The sequence below is a fragment of the Vibrio sp. 10N.222.52.B12 genome (assembly GCF_002875385.1).
In the GTDB taxonomy this organism is placed as follows: Bacteria; Pseudomonadota; Gammaproteobacteria; order Enterobacterales; family Vibrionaceae; genus Vibrio; species Vibrio jasicida.
Genome location: NZ_MDAW01000109.1, coordinates 1 through 22974 on the forward strand (window position 1 = coordinate 1; position 22974 = coordinate 22974).

Consider the following 22974-nt stretch of genomic DNA (forward strand, 5'->3'; position numbering starts at 1 on the left):
AACTTTGACTTTCCTTACCTTTTAAAGGGCTGAGAGCCAACTTTGGACTTTTCGCTGAAATGGGCGCAACTCCCCATATAGCTCTTATCGCGCAAACAACAGAGTTAACCGAAGATGAGATCTCAAAACTCATCAACTAATGATTTAGTTTCATTCCGACATAATGGCGAAGTGTTAATGACATTTCGCCATTTTTTTAACCGCAAATTGTGACGCCGTAACCATTCATTTCATGAGTCGCTGTGCGACGAATACTAGAACGCGCTCACGAAGTGAGTAAGATGCGTCCTTCCCGAGCTCTCAAAAGCTTTCTTTTATTCGCAGTGATTCCGGTACAAAAATTGCCCTTCGCCTTGCTAGAATGCGCGAGCGTAGCGAGTAAGACTATTCACTGTACTATGCGTATATGCTCTATAGCTTCTTGTCGTATGACAAAAGAAATGTTCAGCGCAGCCAGCTATGCATTTTACTCTTTTAATCATTTGATGCCGATGCTGGCTGTCGGGGCCCATCAAAAGCATCCGCTAATTCTGAATTGTATAGTGTTGTTGATTGCTTTTGATGGGAGGTTCCTTTGAGCGAAGCGATAGCCTTTTCTTAAATATTTATTCTTATATTAATTCTATATACGTAGTTTACATATTTATTCTCATAAGAACGGTATGTCTCTAGATGACCTTTTACAGGTAAAATTAACAGTGATATTCTATAGGTATCTTTTCTGTGAATACTATTTTTTAGGGTGAAATCGTCCATTTGCGTTCACAGTGGGTGGTAACAACGATAGAAATGAGGTGAACACCATCACGAAAGTATGACTTAGATCACATTCAACCTTGTATAGACGTGCAGAATCCTCCGCTTGCGCGGATTCATTGATAAGAGTTAGTGTGGATTGAGGGAGACCTGGGGACTATAAGCCTCGAATACCCGCAAATTTGATTCAGCTACGAGCTCAAACTTATTTGCATTCAAATAGCGTTGTACGACGCCGTTCGCCATGTCTCTAAAACTAATCCAGGCATGACGAAGCCCATTTTTAATTTGACGCTTACGAGTCTCGATGATGGATTCAGCAATGTTTCTGTAACGAACCACTTTCAGATCATTGAAGAACACTTCAGAGAATTGCTTATACGCAGGAGCACCACGAACAGTGCCCTCAACATCACCAATAGGGATGTTAATGGACTCGGAGTTGTAGTAACCCGCTCGTTTAAGGTAACTAATGGCCTTATTAAAGGATTTCGGCGCAATGTACTTACCAAACCGCAAAGCATGGTCTTCATGAAACTGGTGATAACTTAATGGTTTCATACCTTGTGGTGAGGGTTCACCGACACGGCCACTGATAATATCAGTGTTAACCAAAAGACAAGCGAGTACCCTCGCGACGAGTTCACGCGCTTGACGATTATTCATTTCAGGCACCCACGTATACAATTCAGGAAAGCGTCTAGGGTTATCGATAAATTCCTCACACGCTTTTAGGATCATTGCAAACTCAGTAGGAAGATCTACCACCCTTGGGTTTTCTTTGTCACGTAACACACGGCGTTTAGTAAACCCGATTTGATAGTTCGGGTTTGGCTTACCTTTGGCTTCCAGACGTGCTTTTTCCGCTTCAATGGCAGCGTGGTGGATATCAATACACTCTTCAACACGCGCTTTCCGTGCAGCTCGATACGCTGCGCTCGTCTTCTTTCGTTGAGCACGAATATGCTCTTGCGCTTCTTGTGCAAGATCAGAAAGAGTTTGAGAAGTGTAGTGCTCAGAGAGTTGCATAGCATACCTCAACAGAACTCAAGCACTGGTGTAATGGAATAAACCCACTAACGATGTGAACGCTTGAACTGAGAGTATGCTTTGATAGATCGCACCTAGGGTGCGTAAGGTTTGATATTTTCATCTTCGATTCCCAAGTTTGTATGCTCTGCTTGGGTGACTAGTCCAAGCAGTTAAACTAAAGATATAGATAAAAACCATAAAGATCAACGATCAAATTTCATAACAAAGATCGACGCATACAAAAAAGCCAGACCCTTGGGAAAGTCTGGCTTCGTTGTTGAATGTTTAAATATCGAAGTGTCACCTTCAACCACTCAATTGACCTTAATACACTGCATAGAAGACTATGCAGGTAGCGTGCTATGCAATGCACTCTGATCACCATCTATTCTAGTAGACTAGAGATAGGAAATCAATGCAAAACGAGAGGTATCTTTATAAATAACCTAACATTTGTGTTTAAAATGCATAATTAGAGTTATCGTGAAATTTTTAACGTCAATTACTAGATTAGTATGTCAAATAAGTTCTTGTTAAATTTCAAACCACTTCCATTAAGTATGCAGCTCTGTTCCAAATTTCTCTTGTCTTTTCCTTATGCACTTATAGATAAAAATAAAAACATAGAGAAGAGGAATAAGTAAGATCGCATAGATGATCTTAAATAGATAATTATCACTAATTTTTTGAAGTAATGTGAGTGACGTTGATGTATTAAAGAATAATCCGATCCAAATAACAGTATACAATGCTTGTCCTATAATGCTAGAAATAATAGAGCGTTGCCAGATCGAAGCTCTGTAAAGTTTCGAACTTAACGTCTTAAATATCATATTATTAGCTTGATCTGCTGACAATATGCATAAGCTGTTTATTAGATAAAGGCTAATTAGAGGGTAGAAAACTTCACGATAAGTCCCTTCTATTTCAAATATATAGAATGTTAAAGCAATAAGGCCAGAAGAAATAGCACAGAGACCTGCACCAAAATATGTTGTAGTTTTTGCATATTCATATCTCAATGTTGCATTTATTGCGTCTAAAATAATAAACGTCATTGGAAAAATAAGAATACCAGCGGGTTGGAAAGTACCAAAAATCTCCACCGTATCTGGCGACATTGGGATAGCAATGAGCAAAGTACATAGATACAAGCTAGTTAGAAACGCATACCATTTAATATCTAACTTTGTCATTGAAGTCATTGCATAAATAGAATCTCTATCTTGCTTGCAGTCAAAGAGCCTAACGACCCCTCTTGTAACAAGTTCATGCGGCTTCTCTTTCAATACGCAGTCATTATCTTCATTGGTGTAATAAACTAATCCGTCTTCAATTTTTAATAAATTCAATCTTCTTGTCATTGATATGTTCCCTGTTAATCCTAGAGATCACCTTGCCAATGGGAGAGTCTGTTTTTTGGGGTGCTTCAGGATGCCAACTCATTGTCAAAAAGTTGTCTTCTCGATACAGCTCTATTATATCTCCCTCTCTTTCAAACAAATACAAACCACCTCCAAACTTTCGTTTTGTGACTATATTGATTGAGTCATCATGATAAATAATCTTTTCAAATTTTGAAATTGGCATATCAGTTTCATACGTTCCTATTTTTTGAAACCTATTATTTACAATAGACTCAATATCAAACACTTTCTCATATACACCAGAAATCTCTTTTCCCGTCATTAGCCATTCATAAGAAACATCTAAAGATTCAGCAATTTTTCTCATGTTCTTATGTGGCTTTTTTATTTTATTATTTAGTAGCTTACTAATATAGCCAGCTTCAATATCTACTTTCCTTGAAAGCTCTGCCGCTGACATTCCTTTCATAAACAGTATTTCACTTAACCTTCCACCAAGAGTATTTACGTCTTTCACGACTCATCACCTTCCTAACCGTCAATCTACTCTTAATTTTTATATAAAATTTAGGTCATATCACTTGAAAATACTTTCAAAAAGTTTCATTATACTTTCATGTTGACTCTCAAAATGTCACACAAGCAAGAGATAAAAAGCAAAACAACTTATTATCAATAAGTTAGTTATCTTTGAAATGCTTTTTTGTGACTGAAGTTAACAAAAAAACGTAACGTTCTTTAACAAACAATGCCAAGGCAGATGACGTCTCGCCGCAACTACCTCGTTGGATAACGACATAGCATTGCACAGAGCCATCGAAGGGGAAGCCATGATATTCCTCAACCACGCCCTACGTCTAGCGAACGGGTAGGGCGCTGTATGCCTGAACAGCTTAAAGTGAAAGGCTCGATTAACGAGGAGCAAGCCATGCGCGCTAAAGTTCGTTGTTATCAACCAAAACAAGTTAATAAAACGCTTTGTGCTCGCGCGCAAAGAACCAAAGTTGACCGTGCTACCAGCGCAACCTGGAGCACGAGTTCACTGAAAACGCTTGGGCTTGAAAAGCCTAAGCAGCAACAAGCGCAATGGGAAGCCCGACTATCTTCTCTAATGCAACATGAAGAGACATCAATACCCTTGGTATAAGCACAGCTCTGCCTCTATGGAGGCGGAGCTTTTTGCGTTTGTAAAGAACGAGGTTCTGAGCCTCACCTCAAGCGGCCCCGCCTATTTTTAGGTGGGGCTTTTTTATCGCTGCAAGGTTCATGGATACGCCCATTTGCTCGGCATTGGTTTTGTCATTTGATACCGACATAGAAAACACTCTGTTCATCGTCAAACGGTGAGTGATGCCAGCACTTCACCCCCCCCCTACCCAGTCGGGCATCAGCCTTGTAAGCGCCACACGACGCGCAGTCTATTGGCAGTAGGCTAAAAAAGAGCAAGCCGCCCACCTAAAACAGCTCCTATCCAATCCACGAGTGGGCGTATCCATGAGCTTTATTGCAAAAAAGGACATCACGCCATGGAGAAACACACCAGAAAGCGCTCAAAGCAGCAAGAGGAATACGACAAGAGGCAGGGCCACGCTCGCCGCCGTATTGAAATCATGCACGAGTTGAAACAACTGGGGCTAGACCCTTTCAAAGACGACAAGCTACTCATCCGATAACACATAAATAACGCTGCACTTTTTCAAAGAGTGCAGCGTTATTTCAATTTGGAGAACCCAACCTATGTCTTTATTTAAAAACATCCAACGCCGCGGCAAACAACTCGCCGTCGCGTCTTTCACCCTGGCGTGCTCGCTCAGCGCCCACGCCTCAAGCACCGGTCTCCCCTGGGAAGACCCGCTCTCTAAAATCGTGGACTCCATCACGGGGCCGGTTGCTTTTGGTGGCTCAGTGCTTGGCATTGTAGTCGCAGGCCTCACGCTCATATTTGGTGGGGAGATGGACGGTTTTGTGCAAAAAATCATGATGATCGCACTGATTGTGTCAATCATTGTGGGGGCCGTTAACTTGCTGACGATGCTGTTTGGCGTCTCTGGAGCACTCATTGCTTAAAGGAGGGCTCAATGGACGATGAATTACAGCTCACCCCCATTTACGCGTTTAACCGTGCGCACCTTGTGATGGGAGGCGAGCGCGAGATTGTCATGATGTCGATGTTACTGGCCTTGGTCTTGATGGTCCTTCAAAACCTCTATACCGCCGCGCTTGGCGTCATCGTGCTGTTCTCGATGTTGGTTATTGCAAGAGCCATGGCCAAAAGCGACCCCATCTTAACCAAGGTGTATAAACGTTACGCCCGCTATCAACGTTATTACCCCGCGCACAGCGTCAAATACCTACATAAACCCAACCAAAAAAGCGCACGCTAACGTGCGCTTTTTCGTTTCCGATACAGGACATGTCTATGTTGTCTATGAAAACCTATCGTGAGCAAGCCAAAGGGCTGCCTGATTTATTGAACTGGGCCGCCTTGGTGGATGACGGCATATTACTCGGCAAAGATGGCTCATTTACCGCAGGTTGGCTGTTCTCTGGTATGGATGTCGATACCGCCACCAACATGGAGCGCAACGCCATGATGAGCCGCTTAAACCAAGCGCTATCCTCATTAGGCACCGGTTACATGGTGCACGTCGATACCAATCGAGAGCTCGCCACCTCCTACCCCGCGCCAGAGCAGTCCCATTTTCAGCACCCTGTCATGCAGATGATGGACGACTCAAGACGCCTTTTTTTTGAATCACAAGGGGATAAGTTTGCCACGCGAAGCGCCATTTTTATTACGTGGCGCCCCACGTCAAAACGCCTTTCTAAAGTGACCGATTTACTGTTCGACCATGGCAGCACCAAGCGCACGAGCATGGCCGAACGCAACCTGACGCTGTTTAAAGACAAAATGGCCGACATTCAGGGTCGTCTTTCTGGCGTGTTTTCCTCATTGACCCGATTAGGGTTACAAGAGAAACAAGACCACGCGTTCGATGAGATGCTGGCCTATCTTCGCTTTGCACTGACAGGCGTTTGGCATCCCGTTGCTGCCGCCTATACCCCTCTCCCTGTCGATAGCCACATTGGGGGCGTGGAATGCTGGCCAGGATTTCAGCCGAAAATTGGCGAGCACTATACCAGCGTGATCAGCATTGATGGTTTTCCTGACTTTAGCCACCCGAACATGCTGCACCATTTAAGTTTGATGAACGTCGAGTTTCGTTGGAACACCCGTTTTGTTTTTTTTGATACCAATGAAGCGCACGCGTTGCTGGAAAAAGAGCGCAAAAAATGGGACCAAAAGGTGGTGTCTTTTAGAGATAAGCTGCTCAAAAATCCCGATCCGAAGGTGGATGACGATGCGCTAGAGATGGTCGCGCAGTACAAGCAAGCGCAAACCGACCTCTCCGCGGGGCGTGTCAATTACGGGCAGTACACCTCGACCTTTATCTTGCGCCACCAAGACCTTGATGTGCTCAGTGAAATGAGCGAATACGTGGTGAACATTCTCAATAATACGCTTGGCTTAGCGTGTCGAGTCGAAACGGTGAACGCCACCGAAGCGTTTCTTGGCACGCTGCCAAGCGACAGCTTGCACAACATCCGACGCCCTTTATTGAGTACGTTAAATCTGTGCCATTTACTGCCAACGGCCAACATTTGGACGGGCGAAGCCACCTGTCCTTGTCCCTTTTACCCTGAAAACTCACCGCCACTGATGGTCTGCACCGCGGCTGGCAACACGCCCTTTCGGCTCAACTTACACGTCAGCGACGTGGGCCACACCTTGATGTTTGGTCCGACTGGGGCCGGTAAGTCCACCTTTTTGGCCATGCTGGTTGCGCAAATGATGCGCTATCAAGGAGCGCGGATTTTTGCCTTTGATAAAAAATACTCCATGTACGCGTTGAGTCAGCTGGGCGGGCTTCATCTCGATATCGGCGCCAGCGGCTCGCGTGAACAGCCTGCGTTCGCGCCTTTGTCCGCTCTCGATACGGATTTTGAATGGTGCTGCGACTACGTTGAAAAATTGGTGGTGCTGCAAGGCGAAACCGTCACCAGTGATATGCGCAGCGCCATCTTTAAAGCGCTCAGCGACATGAAAGGCTCCCAGCGCCAATCGCTTTCGGAGCTTCATGCTCAGGTTCAAGATGTTCGCATCAAGGCGGCATTGAAGTATTACACCATCGAAGGGCGCGCCGGGGATTTACTTGACGCGGAAACCAGTACCTTGTCGCTGTCGGATTTTACGGTGTTTGAGATGAACCAACTGATGATACGCGGTGAGCGCGATTTAGTGCCAGTGCTCGTTTATCTCTTTCGATGTATTGAGCGAAGTCTCGACGGCAACCCCAGTTTTATTGTGATTGATGAGGGATGGGTAGCCTTCAAACATCCTGTCTTTCGCGACATGTTGTATGAGTGGTTAAAAGAGCTGCGCAAAGCCAACTGCCTTGTGTTGCTGGCCACACAATCACTCACCGATGCCATCAAATCCGGAATCCTCGATGTTCTGGTCGAATCCTGCCCGACTCAAATTTTCTTGCCGAACGATAAAGCGCCGCAGTTTGCCGATGTCTACCATCAGTTTGGCCTCAATGACAAACAAATCGAACTCCTCACGCACGCCATTCGTAAGCGAGATTACTACATCAGCCAACCGGTCGGAGGGCGTTTAGTGGAATTGTCGCTCGATAAGCTGGCGCTGGCGTTTGTGGGCGTCTCGGACAAAAAAGACGTCGCAAGCATTCGCGAGTTAGTCAGCGCACATGGGGAAGATTGGTATTTGCACCACCTCAAACAAAAGCACATTTTGGAGGACACATGAAAACGCTTACCCTCACTTTAACGTTACTCAGCGCTGCAACCTTGCCAGTGAAAACCCACGCGTTCTTTTGCGCCAACTGCGCCAATGTAATGCAAATGGCGCAATCAAATCTTGGGCAGGCGCAAGCGTATGTTGAACAAGTTCAGCAAACCATTAACTCGTTAAAAAATTTGGAATACCAAATTCAAAACCTCGAAAACCTAAAAAATCTAGAGTGGGGGGACGTGCAATCGCAGCTGCGCAACCTCAACACCATTGCCGCCCGCGGCCAGTCGATTTCGTACGCCATGGGAGACGTCACTGAGCGCTGGAACCGTCTGTTTATTGGTATCGACGGCTACGAGAGCCAATCCATCGAAGCCATGAACTCGGTGGAATCCTATAAGCAGCAAGGCGATGCGCTGCGCGACACCGCTCAAAGCGCCTTAGCGCTGGCAAGTCAAATGAGTCAATATCAAATAGACGACCACCAAACGCTATCAAGTATCCAGTCTCACGTCAGAGGCGCCAATGGCGCCATGGAAATTGCCCAAGCCAATGCCGAGCTGCTGGCTCAGATCTCCACGCAATTGCAAAAACTGCAAACCTTGATGCAAGCGCAAATCCAGATGCAAGCCACGCACATGGCGGCCACGGCCGACACCACCGAGCGCCAGCGTGTCGCTCAAGAAAAAATGGTCACCCAACCGCTCGATGTAGACCCCACTGACGGCAAAGACTGGTCACAAGAATGGCAACATCCGAGCATGAGCTGGTGAGCCTAGAGGAGCCTTCACGATGAGCCGAGCACTACAAGGCATCGCCCACCACTTCGAAAAAGCGGGGTTAGCGGGTTATCTCGATGATCCAGCGGTCACCGAGCTCATGCTCAATCCCGACAAAACGCTGTGGATAGAAAAACAAGGTTGCCCGATGGCACGCGTCGGCACCGTCGCCCCCGAAGACGCCACCCGCATTCTTAATGCGTTGAGTGATTACCATCGCCAAACCGTGACGGTCAAACGTCCCATCTTAGAGTGCGAGCTGCCATTAGATGGCAGTCGATTCGAGGGGCTTGTTCCCCCACTGGTTGAAAATCCAAGTTTTGTGATACGCAAAAGAGCGACCCACATTTTTACCTTTGAGGACTACCTCCAGTCCGGCGCCATGACGCCAGAGGTCGCCGCGCACCTCCTCAAGCTCATCGCGGCGCACCGAAACATCGTCACCGTGGGCGGCACCGGCTCAGGAAAAACCACGTTTGTGAACGCCTTGCTGCATCAAATCTCGCTGCTGTTTCCTGATGAACGCTTGGTCATTTTGGAAGACACTAATGAGCTGCAATGCAGCGCCCCCAATCATGTCATCAAACGAACGAGCGTGGAGGCCGATGTGACCATGAGAACGCTGCTGCGCACCACGCTGCGTTATCGTCCCGACCGCATCATCGTTGGCGAGGTTCGAGGCGGTGAAGCGCTGGATTTACTCAAAGCCTGGAACACCGGACATCCCGGCGGGCTGGCCACCATTCATGCCGACTCTGCGCGCCAAGGGCTCGCCCGTTTTGAGCAATGCATCGGCGAGGTCTCGCCCCATCAAAATCCGACGTTGATCGCCAATAGCGTCCACGCACTGGTGTTCATGGCAAGAGACAACACCGGACAGCGCCGCGTGAGAGAGCTCGTTCAAGTCAATGGGTTTGATGGTGAGCGCTACGACACCACCACGTTATACGAAGACCAACAGGAGGCCACATGAGAACGCGCATCACCGCCGCTTTACTCCTTTTTAGCCATTCCGCTTTTGCCGCCAATAACAACGCACTCGACACCATTCTTGATAAGTTCAACCACCTCACCGCCACTTGGTCGCCCATCATCATTGATGCCGTGACAGGGCTCTTTTGGCTACTGGTCACCCTCAGCTTTACGTGGTCTGCCATCTTGCTCTGGATGCACCAAAAAGGCCTCGATCATTTTGTCGCTGAGATGTTTGAACGGGTGATCACCATTGGTTTTTCAGTTTATTTACTCAATAACGCCGTCCCTCTGGCTTGGACCATCATGCATTCTATTCAAGACGTCGCCACGCGCCTGTCCGGGGGCACACAAGCGCTGACGCCTTCCAACATCGTTGAAGTCGGCATGATGTTAGCCCAGCGAATATGGGAGTCGAGCTCAGGGTTCGATGTCGGAGAGTACATCATTATTGGCTTGTGCGGCCTTATCGTTTTGGTGGTCCTGGCACTGATAGCCGCTCAAATGACCATTCTTATCGTCGGCGCCTACGTCATATTAAATGGAGGGGTCGTCATGATGGGCTTTTTAGGCAGTGAATGGACACGTGAGCATGCCATCAACTACTTCACCACGGTGCTCGGCATGTCGGTGCAAATCTTCATCATGCAACTGTTGGTGATCATCGGTAATGACGTGTTCATCGGTTTTATTGATACGCCGTCAGAAGGCGCCGCGGACTACTTGATGATGGTGGTCATGTCCATCATCTATCTGGCCTTAGTCACGACCGTGCCTAATATGGCATCGAGTTTGACGACGGGCCGATTTGTTTTTGATACCGGACGCGCCGTCAACAGCGCGGCAGGCGCCGCCGGGGCGACCGCTGGCCTTGGCTTAGCCGCGTCCGCGTTACTCAAAGGTGGCGGCGCAATGATGGCGAAACAACTGGCTAAGACGGGACTCGGCCAAAAAGCACAAGGAGGGGTAGCGCAGCTATCCAAAACCGCGCCGATGTTAAAAGGCGCCGCCACAGGCGCTGGCGCTTTAGTCAAAGGCGCGGACAAACTCGGCCAAGCCGCATTAGGCGCCATGGCGCAGCAAAGCCCGGTTGGACGCGCGTTCAGCGAGCTTGCCAAAAAAAGCGCGCTGCCCCCCAACGGCCATAAAAAAATGCACGCGACGATGCACGCTTCGCCCTCCTCGGCTGGACTATCTCCAGACCAAGCAGCGATGCAAGCGGCGCAGCCTGTCACCACCACCTCAAATCATGAGGCTCTGAAAGCGCGGTTGCAGCAGCGCTCGCAGCGCAGACCCTCTAGAAAAGCATAAGGGAACCCCACGATGTCAGAAAAAAATGACTACTCCATTTTATATCAGCGCGCCCGCGAAGAGTGGGATGAGCGCATCGGCAGCGCAGTGAAAGAAGCGCACGCTTGGAAGATGTTTGCGTTTTTAGCCCTGCTTGTGAGCGCCCTCGCCGTCGGCGGCGTCGGATATATCGGTGCGCAGTCTAAAATTAAGCCCTACGTGATTGGGGTGAAAAATGATGAGGAAATCATTGGCGTGGCCAGCGTCGAGAAGCTGCCCACCTCGCAGCTCGATGCCCTCAAAGTCCGAGAGCTAGAGCAGTTTGTTGAAGACATACGCAGCGTGCTTTCTGATACCGAAGCGGCAGAAAAAGCCGTTCGACGCGCGTACGCCAAGCTTATCCCCAACTCCCCCGCTCAAACTCAAATCGCCGAAGCGTTTCAAAAAGAAAACCCATTTGAGCGAGCGGCGCGAGAGCTGGTGAAGGTTGAAATTCAAAGCACACTGCCCCTATCAGACAGCACGTGGCAAATCGAATGGACAGAAACCGTCACCGACCGACAAGGGGCGCTGCTCGATACGCCACGATTTAAAGCCACCATCAACACCCAAACGATACAGCCCCAGAACAAAACGCAGATGAAACAAAATCCGCTGGGTCTGTGGATCAACGCGTTCAACGATGTACAAATTAAGTAAGGAATGGATGATATGAATACGCCCTTTCTGCGCCTCACCTTATTAGGGGTGGCGCTCTGGAGCAGCGGCGCCCTAGCGAGCCGCGTCCCGGCCATCTCAACCAGCTCACTGATAGAGCTTGCCGCGCCGCTCAGCCCAACCGAGCAAGCGGGGGTTGAGATAGCCAAGCGATGGATAAACGGAACAGACAAGCCCATACGCGCCCCCGATGGCGCCGTCACCTACTTTTATGGCCGCGCTTTGCCGAGCGTTGTCTGCGCGCCGCTCAAAACCTGTGACATTCAGTTAGAGCCTGGCGAGCAAATCAGCAAAAACGGCTTAAACGCCGGTGATACGGTCAGATGGAACTTCACCCCAACGGTGTCAGGTCAAGGCGCTCAAGCGGTGACACACATTTTAGTCAAGCCGACCGATGTCAATATTGAAACCACCTTGCAAATTTCCACCAATCGCCGCGCCTATCTGCTCAAGCTCACCGCCAAACACAACGACTGGATGCCCATCGTGAAATTCGACTATCCAGAAACGTTGCAAGTGGCCATGGACTCACTGTATGACCGCCAGCAAAGCGAGAAGCAATCCAAATCCATCGGCAATGGACTCAACATTGACGATCTCGATTTTGACTACGACATCGAAGGCAACGCAAAGTTTGCGCCCGTTCGTGTGTACAACAACAGCGTCAAAACGATATTGGAAATGCCTCGCAGTGTCGCCACCGGCAAGTTGCCCTCACTTTTGGTGATCAATGCCGGCCAGCGCGAGCTCATTAACTACCGATACCGGGATGGTAAGTTTGTCGTCGATGGCCTACCTGACCAAATCGCCCTGTTACTCGGCGCAGGCAAACATCAACAAACCGTGCTCATCAAACGTAAGGGGGGAGCATGAAACAGTTTTGTCTCATCGTCATATTGCTGCTGGGCGGCTGCGCCAGTTACGAACCAGACCAATACGGCAATTACAATGATGTGGTGCTAACCCCAACGGAAATGCGCGCCATCAGCCAAGACATTGCGCTCTTTCTTCGTCAATCCGAAGGCGCAAGCCGGATAGTGAACCTCAACCATGATGGCAGCGATTTTGCCAATACCTTAATCGAGACGCTCAGGCGTCAGGGGCTTGGCGTCGCACAAGACAATGCCAGAGACTATTTAAGCCTCAATTATCGGGTGAAGCAGCTCAATCCGACTCAGTTTGCGGTCACCGCCGTGCTCAGTGATGGCCGAATACTCTCGCGCATCTGGGTGGTCAGTAACCACCACCTTATTCCGCTCAAAACGCGGGCTTATGGGGTGACGTATGACTAAATTCAGCCTCAAGCAAAATCCGCTTTCCGGTGTGGGCTCGGTGCACATCAAAAAAAGCGTGAAAATCGCCGGACTGGTGCTGGCGGGTATGATGGTGGTGCTTGTGGTGTTGGTCATTGCCCAAAAAGGGCAACGCGCCAGCGCCTCGGCGCCATCCGACACGCCAAGCACGGTCAACACCGCCACCACGGCGTCCTCTTTGGACTCTGTCTTGGCCAAAAAGCCCACCTCATCGGTGGTCAAACCCACACCGATAACCTCTGTTGAAACGGCGCCCGCCACACCGTCGGTTTCCCCCGAGCTCGCCGCGATGAAAAAGCGTCAACTGGCCGCGTTTGAGGCCAGACAAGCGATGTTAACCGAAGCGGTCTATTCAGGGATGAACATTCAGATTGACGACGCGGCGCTAAGGCAAACGACGGCGCCAGCGCCAAGCCGCGAGCTGACGATGGCGCAGCAAAGGCTCGACCACGCCAAAAAACAAGCCATGTCAACGCCAAGCGGACAAGCGCTTAGCCAGGGCGGCGCCTTAGACACCACGCTCGCCAGTCAGGCCAGCAAAGACGCGTTTTTGGCAAACACCCATCAAGCCGGGTATCTCACTGCGCGGCGTGAACTGCCCGCCAGTGAATACGAGCTCACCGTTGGCACGCTGATACCGGCCGCGCTTATCAGCGCCATCAACTCGGATACTCCCGGTCACTTGGTGGCTCAAGTCAGTCAACACGTCTACGACAGCGCCACGGGCTCGGCCATCCTCATTCCACAAGGGACTCGGCTCTACGGCACGTACGACAGTCGAGTGGCGTATGGGCAACGTCGCCTTCCAGTGACGTGGTCACGTGTTAATTTCCCGGACGGGAAAAAACTTGATATCGGCAACATGGCCAGCTTAGATGTCACCGGCATGAGCGGGTTAACCGGAGAGGTGAACAATCATTACTGGCGCCTATTTGGACAATCCACCTTATTCGGCGGCATCTCAGGGCTCACGCAAGCGGGGGTCAGTGATGGGGATGACGATTCACGCTCCACCGCCGAATCGGTGGCGGATGGGGTCACCCAGCAGTACGCCGAAACGGGCAACCTGCTCATTCGCAAAAACATGAACATCCAACCGACCATTGAAATCGACAACGCCGAGCCATTTTACATCATGGTAAGCCAAGACATCGTCTTGCCGCCTTACTCTTCCATTCGTTAGACACTTCGAGAACCTTTATGAAAACCATGCCTATCGCGATATTAGGAGGGCTCATCACATCTGCGTGTTGGGCGGCGCCCTCCGGCCATTTAAACGATAACCAGCTGGTCATCTCCGGCATACCAGCGCCGCTTCCCGTACAAGACCATTCGACCACGCTAAGGCGAGGGGCGGTAGACGTGAGAGACGATATTCAAACGCCAGCGCCTCAAATCGTCAATGTGGGAGAAAAAACCGTACAAAGAGTGAACGTCGAAAAGCGCAAACCCACCGGCTCACTTACTTCAACGCCAACCGTTTTACCCCCCATCACTCCGGCGCACACCAAGCCAACCACCTTCTTCATCAGTGCCAATGAAGCCCCGTATCGCGCCCTGTCTCGTTGGTTGCAAAAGAAAAACCTCACGAAAGTGGCGTTTTCACTGAGCGAAGAAGAGCAAGCCGCGCTGCTTCGTCCGGTCAGCAGCAACCTTCATTTTACTGGCACCCTCCCGCAGTCTATTGAAGCGTTAGGTCAGCAGCTTGACATGCCTTTGCGCTTTGATGTGCAGCGTGGGATTGCGGCCATCCATACCCAACCTGGAATGATTGATGTCCGATGGGTTCATGGTCGTTCGCTTAAAGAAGCCATTGCCAATCTTACCCGCGCCTATCAGTGGCATTGGCGAGAAGAAGGAGAACGACGCTCTTGGATGAGTGAGGATGATTACCCGTTAATGGCCGAGTACGGCATTGTGACGCCGCGCGGCGCGTTTGACTTAGCGCTGGACACCGTACTTGAAGGCTACCCCGTTCGCGCAGAGCTTATTCCCGGCTCTCGCCAAATCTTTATCAGAGAGAGACAATGATGAAAATGACATGGGCACTCGCCCCTTTTTTCGCCGTTTTGCTCACCGGTTGTGTCAGTCAAGATTATCTCGACCGAAAGGAAAATGCGAAGCACATTCAAAACACCATGGACACCGCACGTAACAAGGCGTCAACGCCACTGGGTAACGTGCAATACCTCAGCAAACCACCCGCCCTGCCAACGCCGATAAAAAAGGACACGTCGCCGCCATGGTTGCAGCAAAAAGTCAGAGTTAAGGCCGATAGATTGCCGTTATCACTGGTGTTATCGAGACTGCTTAGCGGCACCGAGGTCGATATCTCCTTCGATCCTGACGTCGACCCCAATCGTCCCGTCACCATCAACAGCGAGGCGTCCAGAAAGTCGATATTAAATCTGCTCAGCAGCGTGACGCAATATGGCCTCACGCCAGAAGAAAAGAAACTCACGGTCGGCTTTTATCAAACGGAAACTTTCGTGCTCACCCTGCCTTCTGGTGTCTATTCTGGGCAGCAAGGCAGTCAAAGTGAAAGCAGTGGCAGCGCACAAGAAGGCGAAAGCACAAAGGTGGACGGCCAGTACATCACGACCGGATACAATGAGGTCGATGTGGTGTCTGAGGTCGCCGATGCCCTCAAAGCGGTCCTGAATGACGAAAGTGAAGATGACGGCGAGCAATTAGTCGGCTCAGTCAAGGTGGTGCCTGGACTGACCGCCATCACCGTGCGCACCACACCCAGTCGAATGGCGCAGGTGCATCGAGTGGTGGCGGCTTACCAAAAAGAGCTCGAAAAACAAGTGCTGCTCGATGTTCGCGTTCTGGAATTTCGCTCAAACCTTGGTAAAGACCAAGGCATCGATTGGGATCTCGTGAGAGATGTCGGCGATGGTACGTTAAACTTCATCATTCCAGGGACATCGACCACCTCTGGCCTTATCGGCTCAGGCAGCGGTTTGGCGTTCCAAGGCTCTGGAAAATGGGATGGCACCACCGCTTTTATTAAAGCACTAGAACAGCAAGGTACAGTATCAACAGATACCCCCATCAGCGTACTCACGCTCAGCGCTCAACCCGCTCGTATCTCGCAAACGGTTGATACGCCCTACCTTTCCGATATCTCCACTGACATCACCGACACCACCACCTCAACAAGTACGACGCGTGGCAACGTGGTGGAAGGCATCGATATGATGGTCAATACCAACGTTAAAGATGACTTTGTCTGGATACGCACTGCAGGCAAGCTCACTAAAATCGCGGGCGACAGCACGGAAGTGGTGAACGAGGCCACCTTGCGCTTTATTTCCACGCGCAGCGCTGACTTATCATTCACCAACAAACTGCGCTATGGCCAAACGGTGGTGATTGGCTCAGTGAAGCAACAAACCCAAACCGCCAACAAATCCTCAAGCTTTGGCATTGATGGATTAGGGAGTCAAGCGAGTGGTCAAGAAACCGTTGAAACCTTAGTGCTACTGACGCCAAGGAGAGTAAAATAATGACCACATTCACCCCCACTCACGCGGTAATAAAGGCAGACACGCTCTCAAAATGGCAGCTTTCTCGTAAGCTGCCGGGCAAGTTTAGCCTGACCGTACAACGGGGCCATTGGTTAACCCGGTATGTAAGCCAAGAAGCGGGATTTGCGATAGCTGAGGCTTGGCTGCATAAGCTCGACAGCCATGCGCCTGACCATTGGTGTTTGATGGATAAACACGACCATGACCATGTTTTTTTCATGCAAGTGCGCAGTGGTGTGGTCCGAGAAGCCACCACGCTCAAAATAGACGACATCAACACCGTCAAGCTCTCTCTCAGTGAAAGGCTATATCTCACGCCAACCTTAGAAGAAGAGGAGCGTTGGCAGTCGTGGCCATGCGAAAGCGTGCCACCACTGGAAGAGCGCGATTGGCGACCTTACCCACTCAAACCCAACAAAAGCGCGACCTTTATTATCGGTGGCGCTTTTTTGATGGTTTGCCTGGCGCTGAGCGTGTGGCTGACCAGTGCGCCGCCTAAACCCGACACACTCCAGCCGCACGTGGTGGATGTATATCAAAATTATCGCCACACCATGACCCAAGCGGTGAGCGCATCAGAGGGATTCAATGACGCGCTTTTGCTCACCAGTATGAGTGCCCTCGCCCCCTCTGGTTGGAACTTAAGCAAGGTAACCCTTCAAGGCAGCACCATGGTCGCCGTCATCGAGCGCGGTGACGACGGGCTCATGTCAAGCGCGAAACACTACTTGGCAAGCCTCGACTCACCGGCGACGTCCGTCTTGACCCTCGACGCGCTGACGCTCACCAAACCGGTAAAGGGGCATCTTGACCAGTGGCAAGACGAACTGGCGCCCTATTCACTTGGTTTTCAATTGGTCGATGTGCTCACTGGCCTCGGCTGGCATACCAGCAACAGCAAAGAGAGCAAATCCGCGACCGCGAGCACCTTGGATGTCACGTTGAACAAAAACAGTGTCGCGCTCAGTGAGCTCCCCTCTTTAACCACCTTGTTTCGTCCGTTGCCGCTGAGCCTTCAAGCGCTGACGCTCACCCCAAACACCGATGGTACTTACCGCGCAGTCATGCGCCTTCAATACATTGGAGAGTAATATGAAAATCACGAAAGCCCATATCCAGATTGGCATTCTGGTGATTGGCGGGCTCGTTGTTGCCACTCTTTGGCTGGCCAAAAATACGCCTATCTCAACGGCGCCACGTTCGATTGAAACGACAAAACCAAGCTGGGTCAATGCAAGCCCTGCGTCCCCGCCGCCACAGCCAAACAACGTCATAAGAAAGCCCAAACCCAAAAGCGTAAGCCCCGCGCTTGTCATCGATGCGAAGGCAAAGCAGCTCATTGACCGCTCAGAAACCTTAGCGCTGGCCAAGCTTGATGCCAACATCGCCGAGCAGCAAGCCAGGACGCGCAAAGCAACTCGCAGTGAGCCGTCACAAGAGCGCGCTGACTACGTGCCGGCCATTTCGGTGATTGATGATTACGCCCCACCGAGGACGCTATCGAAACCCCGCACCTTAAAGGCCATTGACCGCTTCACGCTCAGTGGCCTTTTTGTTGACGAGCAAGAAGCGAGCGCCTATCTGAGCTTTGATGGCGGCGCGCCAGTGCGAGTCCGTGAAGGGCAAAGCATTCAAGGTGTGCGTATTACCCACATCAATGCCAATGGGGTTCGACTCATGCAAGGCACCCAAGCCAAAGTGTTAGAAGGTGGACTATGAATCACTTACCAAAGCTCACCAAAGCTGAGGCAGAGACGTTATTAACGCTGTGTCGTGATGATGGTTACACCATCGTCGCAGACGACCTCACCATACAAACCGCGAACCCACACGCGCCCAATCTTGGCCGCATCGTTGATTTGCTGCAAGGCAGCGAAGCGATGTTAGGCAAGTCAGTCATGATTGAAGAAGTGCCTCAAAGCGTCATCGATAACACGCTTTCTACCTTCACTGACGAACAAAGAAAGGAAGGGATGACACAAGAGGCGACCAATACGGTGGAGCGGTTACTGCTGGCACTGTGCCAAACCGCCGTCAATGAAAATAGCTCCGATGTCCATGTGCTCACCACCGCAGAAAGTACCTTGTTCTTGATCCGCAGTGTGGGCGTCAGGCGCGTGATCAGCCGCTTTCATAACCAGCAAAGCGCGCAAAATCAACCTCGCCAAGTCGGGCTTTCCTTGATGGACTATGTGTTCTCCGAGCTTGGCGGACAAGACATCAAATACACCATGCCCGCGCAAGACCGTTTTGAGGTCACGCTGACGGTCAATAACGAGCTGCGCGTGTTTGAGTGGCGAGCGGCGCTTATTCCAACCGCAGAAGGGCCAAAGCTCACTCTGCGCTGCCTGACACCACGCGATAAAGCGCTGTCTTTGGAGGACATGGATTTACCCGCGCCTTATTTAAGCACACTGATAGCGATGATCCACAAACGCCAAGGCGGAATAATCATCACCGGCCCAATGGGCTCAGGGAAAAGCTCACTGGTCTATGCGCTCCTTGAAAAAGTGGATCGCATTGCACGTAACGTTCATTCCTTAGAAGACCCCGTTGAGTTTTCACAGCCGTTCGTCAGCAAAACCCAAGTGCAACCTGACGTCGAAACGGTGGAAGGCTCCGGCGTTAAGCTCGACTACGCCTTTTACTGTAAAGAAACGCTGCGTCATGACGTTGACATCTCTAACATCGGTGAAATTCGTGATAACCCGACGGCCGCCGAATTTTGTCGTAAAGCCGAAACCGGTGGCTTGGCGCTGGCCACGCTGCACACCAACAGTGCGCTCGGCGTCCCTCAGACCTTCATACAACAACTCAAAATGCCCGCCGCCATCATTGGTGCGCCTGACCTGATGGCGCTGTTTGTTCACGTGAAACTGGTCAGAAAACTGTGTGGCTGCGCGTTTGAGTTTAGCCAGCACGACAGCGACGAGGTGATCAGTGCTTATCGCGATGCAAATGCAAGCGACAAGCTTGCGCTTAAAGTGCGCCAACTTAAACAGCTTTGCAGTGAAGAAGAGCTAAAAAGCGTCAAACTCTTAAATCCGAAAGGTTGTGATGCCTGCACTGGAAAGGGGGCGGTGACGGGGGAAACAGGCCGCTTAGTGGTCATGGAGATGATCATTCTCGATGACAAAGACCGAGCGTTTATCGTCAAAGAAGACGATTTAGGGTGGAAAGCGCATCTGCAAAGTCAAGGATGGCCCGACATCAAACAGCACTGTAAATCTCGCATTGTCCGGGGGCAAGTGGACATATTATCTGCCTCAGAGCAAGTGGATGACCTCGTTCCAACGCCGGTCAGTGACACCTATCGCGCACTCAAGGAGGCATTATGACGCTACTTGGTCGAACCCTTGAGCAGTGGCTGTTTAGCGACAAAGAAAGGCTCGCCTTTTTACAGCAGTGGCAAAAAGCCGATAAGTACAACCTCACCACCAAAGAGTTTTGTCAATCTCTTGTCGATAATGGCACGCCAACCTTCCAGGTCATTGGTCTTGCGGGAAAAGCGGCGCCAAAGCAAGGAAAACGCTTTGTCGATGTGCTGGAAGGCTGGTTTCCGAGTGTGGTGTTAAGCTCCATCCGCGCGGCAGAAAGCGCCGGTCAACGCGGCGTTGGCATTCAGACCGCCATCGAGCAGTTGCAAGGCGGGGAAAACATTGTCACCAAACTGGTTCAAATGCTGGCTTTCCCTTATGGCTTAACGGTGGGCGCGGGGCTCTACGGCGTGTACATCGCCGATAAGATGTTAAGCGCCGTAGAGCATGCCGATGGGATTGGGTTAACGGTTCGCAATCTCGTGGCGGGGTATGGCCCACTCGTCGCGATATTGTCCGCGTGTTTACTCGTGGCCTTAGCCATTGCGTTGCCAAACTGGGCAGGCCCGAGCCGACATATCACGAACCGATGGCCGCTGTTTTCACTTTACCGCGCGGCAGTGGCCGCGACATTACTGAAAACCTTAGCCAACCTCACTCAATGTGGCATGAAACTCAGCGATGCCCTCACCCAAGCTGAAATTCGCAACAGTGCGTTTGTCAAAATGCACATTCAAGCCATGAAAGACCAGAGTATCGGACAAAGTAATTTGGGGCATATTCTCGATACGCAGTTACTGCTTCCAGACGAACTCAGTGCCATGAAGGTACTGGGTGAGCGCGTCAATTACACCGAACTGCTCAGTCAAAGTGGCGCAAACCATAGCCAACATGTCGATAAGCAAATCGCCAAGATGAAACTTTGGCTTCCCAAAGCCGGATTGGTCATCACCATTTTGGTGCTGGGCTCACTCGTTATCAGCGCCGCCTATCAACTCTACCTCAGTTTTCAATAAGGAAAAAACAGCATGACATACACAAATCCAACCCAAACCTCTCGAAAAAAAACACCACAGGACAACACGGATGAACCCGTGACAGTGCAACAGACGCATACCCCGTCGTCTGCGCCACCTTCATTTAAAAAGCAATTGGGCGCCTCACTCATGGACTTCATTTTTTGGATGGGTCTCGCGGCCTTGGTGCTCGCTGGTATCGTCGCCATGGCGTCATCTGGGAAAGGACAGCTGAAAGTCAACACCACCCTCACTGAAGTGAGTGAAATTCGCCAGGGCGCCGATGCTTGGGTCGGCGCGGGCACCGATACGACCGGCGTGAGCCTGACCGAAATCTGTAAAGAAGGCTACGGCTACAGTAAAGCGACGTGGTGTAGTGCGAACCAATTTGGTGGCACGTACACGGTCACCACCAGTGCCAACAAATCGTTCATTGACATCACCATCAGCAACGTCGATGCCGAAAACATCCTGGCACTGGCCAACAAGCTGGCGCCAGTGAGCTCAGAACGCTGTCCAAAAGCGGACTCAAGCTGCACGAGCATTAAAACTTCTGGCTCTGACATCACTGTGACCATGTAATGCAGCGCCAAACTGGCGCCTCTGTGATCTCGTTTTTATTTGCGTTTGCGATAGCCGGCGGTGCGCTGGCTATCACCGTCGCCTTAAGCAGTAGCCTATTGCGACAAGGCGCATTACGAGAAGATTTTTCCTCGGCCATGACGGATGTGTTTACTTATACGGAGCACGCCATCAGTGCGCAATGGGAAGCGTCTGGCTGCCGCGCCCAGCTTATCTCGCCAACGGTGTCGCAATTAGTCAATGACTACAATGCGCCCCGTTACTTATTAACCACCCCTTACGCTATCGCTATCGACCTTCAAACCTCCCCAGGGTCAACATTCAGTGTCGGCATCAAAGTCACTGTCAGCCTCCCACAAGGGATGACGGGCTACTCACTGAAAACGCCCGCTATGCGGGTCGCACAAGCTGTGTTTATCACAAGCCGTCGCCTGACACTTTATCGGTCGATGGCCACCATTCAATCCCAGCTGCAACTTCAGTATTTCGATGGTGAAAACGGCTGTATGCAACAGGACTTTTTATGATGAAACACCAACGAGGTCTTGGTCTTCTTGATGTGTTATTTGCTATCGCGTTGCTTGGCCTTGTGTATGCCGGCGTCGCAAAGTGGGCCCTCATCAACAAAGAAAAAAACGCGGCTCAAGACTACCGTAACCGGATTGAGCATGTCGTCGAAGCTCTGCAGAAGTACCAATACCAACAAAAGACCATTAAGCCCCCCGTCGCCGTGATTGACCAGTTTCCAACCAACCTTAACGATCTGGTGACCCCAGACGAACAGTTTTGGATCAACTGCACCGCGGCCGATGAAGCCGCAAGACGCTGCGTCAGACCGGACTACTTGCCTTGGTCTTCGCTACGTATTGGTTATGAGGCGGGCAGAAAAACCGTCACCATCGGCTCGGATTTAAGAGACATCGCTTATGCCCAGTTAACGTTCCCACTGTCTAGTACCGCCATACAACCTATCTATCGAGCAAAATGGGCCACCGAACTGCTCAAGGTGCCTTATGCCAAGGCACTCAGTAACGGCGATATTACCGTCATGGTTTATGACCCGCTCCTTTCACAGCTTTACGATGAGTTCTTGCAACGTGATGGTAGCGTTCAGCTCACTGACGACTGGGATGTAGGCGGGGATTATGCGATCACCAACGCTAAGGATTTAACCCTCTTAAATTCAGATGGTACTCAAAAAATCATCAGTAAAGGACTAGTCAATGTAATCACGGTAAAGCACGGAGACCGAGTAGACAAACCGTCGTGCCCTGACGGTATGGCTCCCGACATCATGCTCAGCATTGCCAACATATACATTGAATCCGATTTAGAACTGACAGGAAGTCAAAAGCCCTACCTAATGACTACCACCGATAGCTATTGGCAAGTCGGATTAGAGGTGCGAGTCAAATCGTTAATTACTGGTCAATTTGAAAAAGCTACCACAGGCGAAATCACCGCCTTTACCCAATGTAAGTAAC

At 50.5% G+C, this 22974-nt stretch carries 24 protein-coding genes; 21 read left to right on the top strand and 3 right to left on the bottom strand.

The features are described 5' to 3' along the window. Positions 1–885 precede the first annotated feature (885 nt). From BCT11_RS08830 to BCT11_RS08840, 3 genes are all read right to left on the bottom strand, one after another. On the bottom strand, positions 886–1785 hold the full coding sequence (locus tag BCT11_RS08830) for a hypothetical protein (protein ID WP_102388042.1): 900 nt from the start codon (positions 1783–1785) through the stop codon (positions 886–888). A 557-nt stretch (positions 1786–2342) separates the two neighbouring features. Next, complete coding sequence (locus BCT11_RS08835; protein WP_102388043.1) at positions 2343–3152, bottom strand: VUT family protein; 810 nt, start codon at positions 3150–3152, stop codon at positions 2343–2345. Then, positions 3121–3672: a helix-turn-helix transcriptional regulator gene (locus BCT11_RS08840; protein WP_045417674.1), complete on the bottom strand. Its 552-nt coding sequence runs from the start codon at positions 3670–3672 to the stop codon at positions 3121–3123. Before BCT11_RS08840 ends, BCT11_RS08835 begins: the two co-directional genes overlap by 32 nt. A 363-nt stretch (positions 3673–4035) precedes the next feature. Here BCT11_RS08840 and BCT11_RS08845 point away from each other — a divergent pair, with 363 nt between their 5' ends. The 21 genes from BCT11_RS08845 (at position 4036) to BCT11_RS08940 (ending at position 22973) form a co-directional block, all read left to right on the top strand. Further along, a complete protein-coding gene (locus tag BCT11_RS08845) occupies positions 4036–4302 on the top strand; it encodes a hypothetical protein (protein ID WP_045402091.1) in 267 nt (88 codons plus the stop codon). A 379-nt stretch (positions 4303–4681) separates the two neighbouring features. Beyond that, the gene (locus BCT11_RS28040; protein WP_155398296.1) at positions 4682–4828 is read left to right on the top strand and encodes a hypothetical protein; all 147 of its coding nucleotides are present in this window, start codon (positions 4682–4684) and stop codon (positions 4826–4828) included. Between the two features lie 64 nt (positions 4829–4892). After that, a complete protein-coding gene (locus BCT11_RS08850) occupies positions 4893–5222 on the top strand; it encodes a TrbC/VirB2 family protein (protein WP_045417671.1) in 330 nt (109 codons plus the stop codon). A gap of 11 nt (positions 5223–5233) precedes the next feature. Next, on the top strand, positions 5234–5539 hold the full coding sequence (gene trbD, locus BCT11_RS08855) for a conjugal transfer protein TrbD (RefSeq protein ID WP_102388044.1): 306 nt from the start codon (positions 5234–5236) through the stop codon (positions 5537–5539). 35 nt (positions 5540–5574) lie between these two features. Then, positions 5575–7986: a conjugal transfer protein TrbE gene (locus BCT11_RS08860; protein WP_102388045.1), complete on the top strand. Its 2412-nt coding sequence runs from the start codon at positions 5575–5577 to the stop codon at positions 7984–7986. Further along, positions 7983–8744, top strand: coding sequence for a P-type conjugative transfer protein TrbJ (gene trbJ / locus BCT11_RS08865; protein WP_102388046.1), 762 nt, complete (start codon positions 7983–7985; stop codon positions 8742–8744). Before BCT11_RS08860 ends, trbJ begins: the two co-directional genes overlap by 4 nt. 19 nt (positions 8745–8763) lie before the next feature. Continuing rightward, on the top strand, positions 8764–9723 hold the full coding sequence (trbB, locus tag BCT11_RS08870; protein ID WP_102388047.1) for a P-type conjugative transfer ATPase TrbB: 960 nt from the start codon (positions 8764–8766) through the stop codon (positions 9721–9723). After that, entirely contained in the window at positions 9720–11033 is a 1314-nt protein-coding gene (gene trbL / locus BCT11_RS08875; protein WP_102388048.1) for a P-type conjugative transfer protein TrbL, read from the top strand. Before trbB ends, trbL begins: the two co-directional genes overlap by 4 nt. A 12-nt stretch (positions 11034–11045) precedes the next feature. Beyond that, on the top strand, positions 11046–11711 hold the full coding sequence (locus tag BCT11_RS08880) for a VirB8/TrbF family protein (protein WP_102388049.1): 666 nt from the start codon (positions 11046–11048) through the stop codon (positions 11709–11711). Positions 11712–11723: 12 nt separating this feature from the next. Then, positions 11724–12602, top strand: a complete 879-nt coding sequence (gene trbG, locus BCT11_RS08885) for a P-type conjugative transfer protein TrbG (RefSeq protein WP_102388050.1) — start codon at positions 11724–11726, stop codon at positions 12600–12602. After that, a complete protein-coding gene (locus BCT11_RS08890; protein WP_102388051.1) occupies positions 12599–13021 on the top strand; it encodes a hypothetical protein in 423 nt (140 codons plus the stop codon). Before trbG ends, BCT11_RS08890 begins: the two co-directional genes overlap by 4 nt. Further along, the gene (locus tag BCT11_RS08895) at positions 13014–14225 is read left to right on the top strand and encodes a TrbI/VirB10 family protein (protein ID WP_102388052.1); all 1212 of its coding nucleotides are present in this window, start codon (positions 13014–13016) and stop codon (positions 14223–14225) included. Before BCT11_RS08890 ends, BCT11_RS08895 begins: the two co-directional genes overlap by 8 nt. Positions 14226–14404: 179 nt before the next feature. Next, positions 14405–15073 (top strand): hypothetical protein, encoded by a 669-nt coding sequence (locus BCT11_RS08900; protein ID WP_241909004.1) that lies wholly within the window; start codon positions 14405–14407, stop codon positions 15071–15073. Then, positions 15070–16554: a type II and III secretion system protein gene (locus BCT11_RS08905; RefSeq protein WP_241909005.1), complete on the top strand. Its 1485-nt coding sequence runs from the start codon at positions 15070–15072 to the stop codon at positions 16552–16554. The genes BCT11_RS08900 and BCT11_RS08905 overlap by 4 nt, the downstream gene beginning before the upstream one ends. Continuing rightward, positions 16554–17666: a hypothetical protein gene (locus BCT11_RS08910; protein WP_102388054.1), complete on the top strand. Its 1113-nt coding sequence runs from the start codon at positions 16554–16556 to the stop codon at positions 17664–17666. Before BCT11_RS08905 ends, BCT11_RS08910 begins: the two co-directional genes overlap by 1 nt. A 1-nt stretch (position 17667) precedes the next feature. Then, entirely contained in the window at positions 17668–18294 is a 627-nt protein-coding gene (locus BCT11_RS08915; RefSeq protein ID WP_102388055.1) for a hypothetical protein, read from the top strand. Then, the gene (locus tag BCT11_RS08920; protein WP_102388056.1) at positions 18291–19913 is read left to right on the top strand and encodes an ATPase, T2SS/T4P/T4SS family; all 1623 of its coding nucleotides are present in this window, start codon (positions 18291–18293) and stop codon (positions 19911–19913) included. The genes BCT11_RS08915 and BCT11_RS08920 overlap by 4 nt, the downstream gene beginning before the upstream one ends. Next, a complete protein-coding gene (locus BCT11_RS08925; protein WP_102388057.1) occupies positions 19910–20908 on the top strand; it encodes a hypothetical protein in 999 nt (332 codons plus the stop codon). Before BCT11_RS08920 ends, BCT11_RS08925 begins: the two co-directional genes overlap by 4 nt. Before the next feature lie 207 nt (positions 20909–21115). Beyond that, positions 21116–21490 carry a hypothetical protein gene (locus BCT11_RS08930; RefSeq protein WP_230599519.1) on the top strand — a complete coding sequence of 125 codons (375 nt, stop codon included), beginning with the start codon at positions 21116–21118 and terminating at the stop codon, positions 21488–21490. Beyond that, entirely contained in the window at positions 21490–22017 is a 528-nt protein-coding gene (locus BCT11_RS08935; protein WP_102388058.1) for a hypothetical protein, read from the top strand. The genes BCT11_RS08930 and BCT11_RS08935 overlap by 1 nt, the downstream gene beginning before the upstream one ends. Beyond that, the gene (locus BCT11_RS08940) at positions 22014–22973 is read left to right on the top strand and encodes a prepilin-type cleavage/methylation domain-containing protein (RefSeq protein WP_102388059.1); all 960 of its coding nucleotides are present in this window, start codon (positions 22014–22016) and stop codon (positions 22971–22973) included. Before BCT11_RS08935 ends, BCT11_RS08940 begins: the two co-directional genes overlap by 4 nt. Position 22974: the final 1 nt, after the last annotated feature.

Excerpts from the sequence above, each read along its gene's own strand:
- BCT11_RS08905 (WP_241909005.1), top strand. The coding sequence starts at position 15,070 with ATGATGAAAATGACATGGGCACTCGCCCCTTTTTTCGCCGTTTTGCTC.
- BCT11_RS08915 (WP_102388055.1), top strand. The coding sequence starts at position 17,668 with ATGAAAATCACGAAAGCCCATATCCAGATTGGCATTCTGGTGATTGGC.
- BCT11_RS08830 (WP_102388042.1), bottom strand. The coding sequence starts at position 1,785 with ATGCAACTCTCTGAGCACTACACTTCTCAAACTCTTTCTGATCTTGCA.
- BCT11_RS08880 (WP_102388049.1), top strand. The coding sequence starts at position 11,046 with ATGTCAGAAAAAAATGACTACTCCATTTTATATCAGCGCGCCCGCGAA.
- BCT11_RS08845 (WP_045402091.1), top strand. The coding sequence starts at position 4,036 with ATGCCTGAACAGCTTAAAGTGAAAGGCTCGATTAACGAGGAGCAAGCC.
- BCT11_RS08930 (WP_230599519.1), top strand. The coding sequence starts at position 21,116 with ATGGCGTCATCTGGGAAAGGACAGCTGAAAGTCAACACCACCCTCACT.
- BCT11_RS08925 (WP_102388057.1), top strand. The coding sequence starts at position 19,910 with ATGACGCTACTTGGTCGAACCCTTGAGCAGTGGCTGTTTAGCGACAAA.
- trbL (WP_102388048.1), top strand. The coding sequence starts at position 9,720 with ATGAGAACGCGCATCACCGCCGCTTTACTCCTTTTTAGCCATTCCGCT.
- trbG (WP_102388050.1), top strand. The coding sequence starts at position 11,724 with ATGAATACGCCCTTTCTGCGCCTCACCTTATTAGGGGTGGCGCTCTGG.
- BCT11_RS08850 (WP_045417671.1), top strand. The coding sequence starts at position 4,893 with ATGTCTTTATTTAAAAACATCCAACGCCGCGGCAAACAACTCGCCGTC.
- trbJ (WP_102388046.1), top strand. The coding sequence starts at position 7,983 with ATGAAAACGCTTACCCTCACTTTAACGTTACTCAGCGCTGCAACCTTG.
- trbB (WP_102388047.1), top strand. The coding sequence starts at position 8,764 with ATGAGCCGAGCACTACAAGGCATCGCCCACCACTTCGAAAAAGCGGGG.
- BCT11_RS28040 (WP_155398296.1), top strand. The coding sequence starts at position 4,682 with ATGGAGAAACACACCAGAAAGCGCTCAAAGCAGCAAGAGGAATACGAC.
- trbD (WP_102388044.1), top strand. The coding sequence starts at position 5,234 with ATGGACGATGAATTACAGCTCACCCCCATTTACGCGTTTAACCGTGCG.
- BCT11_RS08940 (WP_102388059.1), top strand. The coding sequence starts at position 22,014 with ATGATGAAACACCAACGAGGTCTTGGTCTTCTTGATGTGTTATTTGCT.
- BCT11_RS08895 (WP_102388052.1), top strand. The coding sequence starts at position 13,014 with ATGACTAAATTCAGCCTCAAGCAAAATCCGCTTTCCGGTGTGGGCTCG.
- BCT11_RS08935 (WP_102388058.1), top strand. The coding sequence starts at position 21,490 with ATGCAGCGCCAAACTGGCGCCTCTGTGATCTCGTTTTTATTTGCGTTT.
- BCT11_RS08890 (WP_102388051.1), top strand. The coding sequence starts at position 12,599 with ATGAAACAGTTTTGTCTCATCGTCATATTGCTGCTGGGCGGCTGCGCC.
- BCT11_RS08835 (WP_102388043.1), bottom strand. The coding sequence starts at position 3,152 with ATGACAAGAAGATTGAATTTATTAAAAATTGAAGACGGATTAGTTTAT.
- BCT11_RS08910 (WP_102388054.1), top strand. The coding sequence starts at position 16,554 with ATGACCACATTCACCCCCACTCACGCGGTAATAAAGGCAGACACGCTC.
- BCT11_RS08920 (WP_102388056.1), top strand. The coding sequence starts at position 18,291 with ATGAATCACTTACCAAAGCTCACCAAAGCTGAGGCAGAGACGTTATTA.
- BCT11_RS08860 (WP_102388045.1), top strand. The coding sequence starts at position 5,575 with ATGTTGTCTATGAAAACCTATCGTGAGCAAGCCAAAGGGCTGCCTGAT.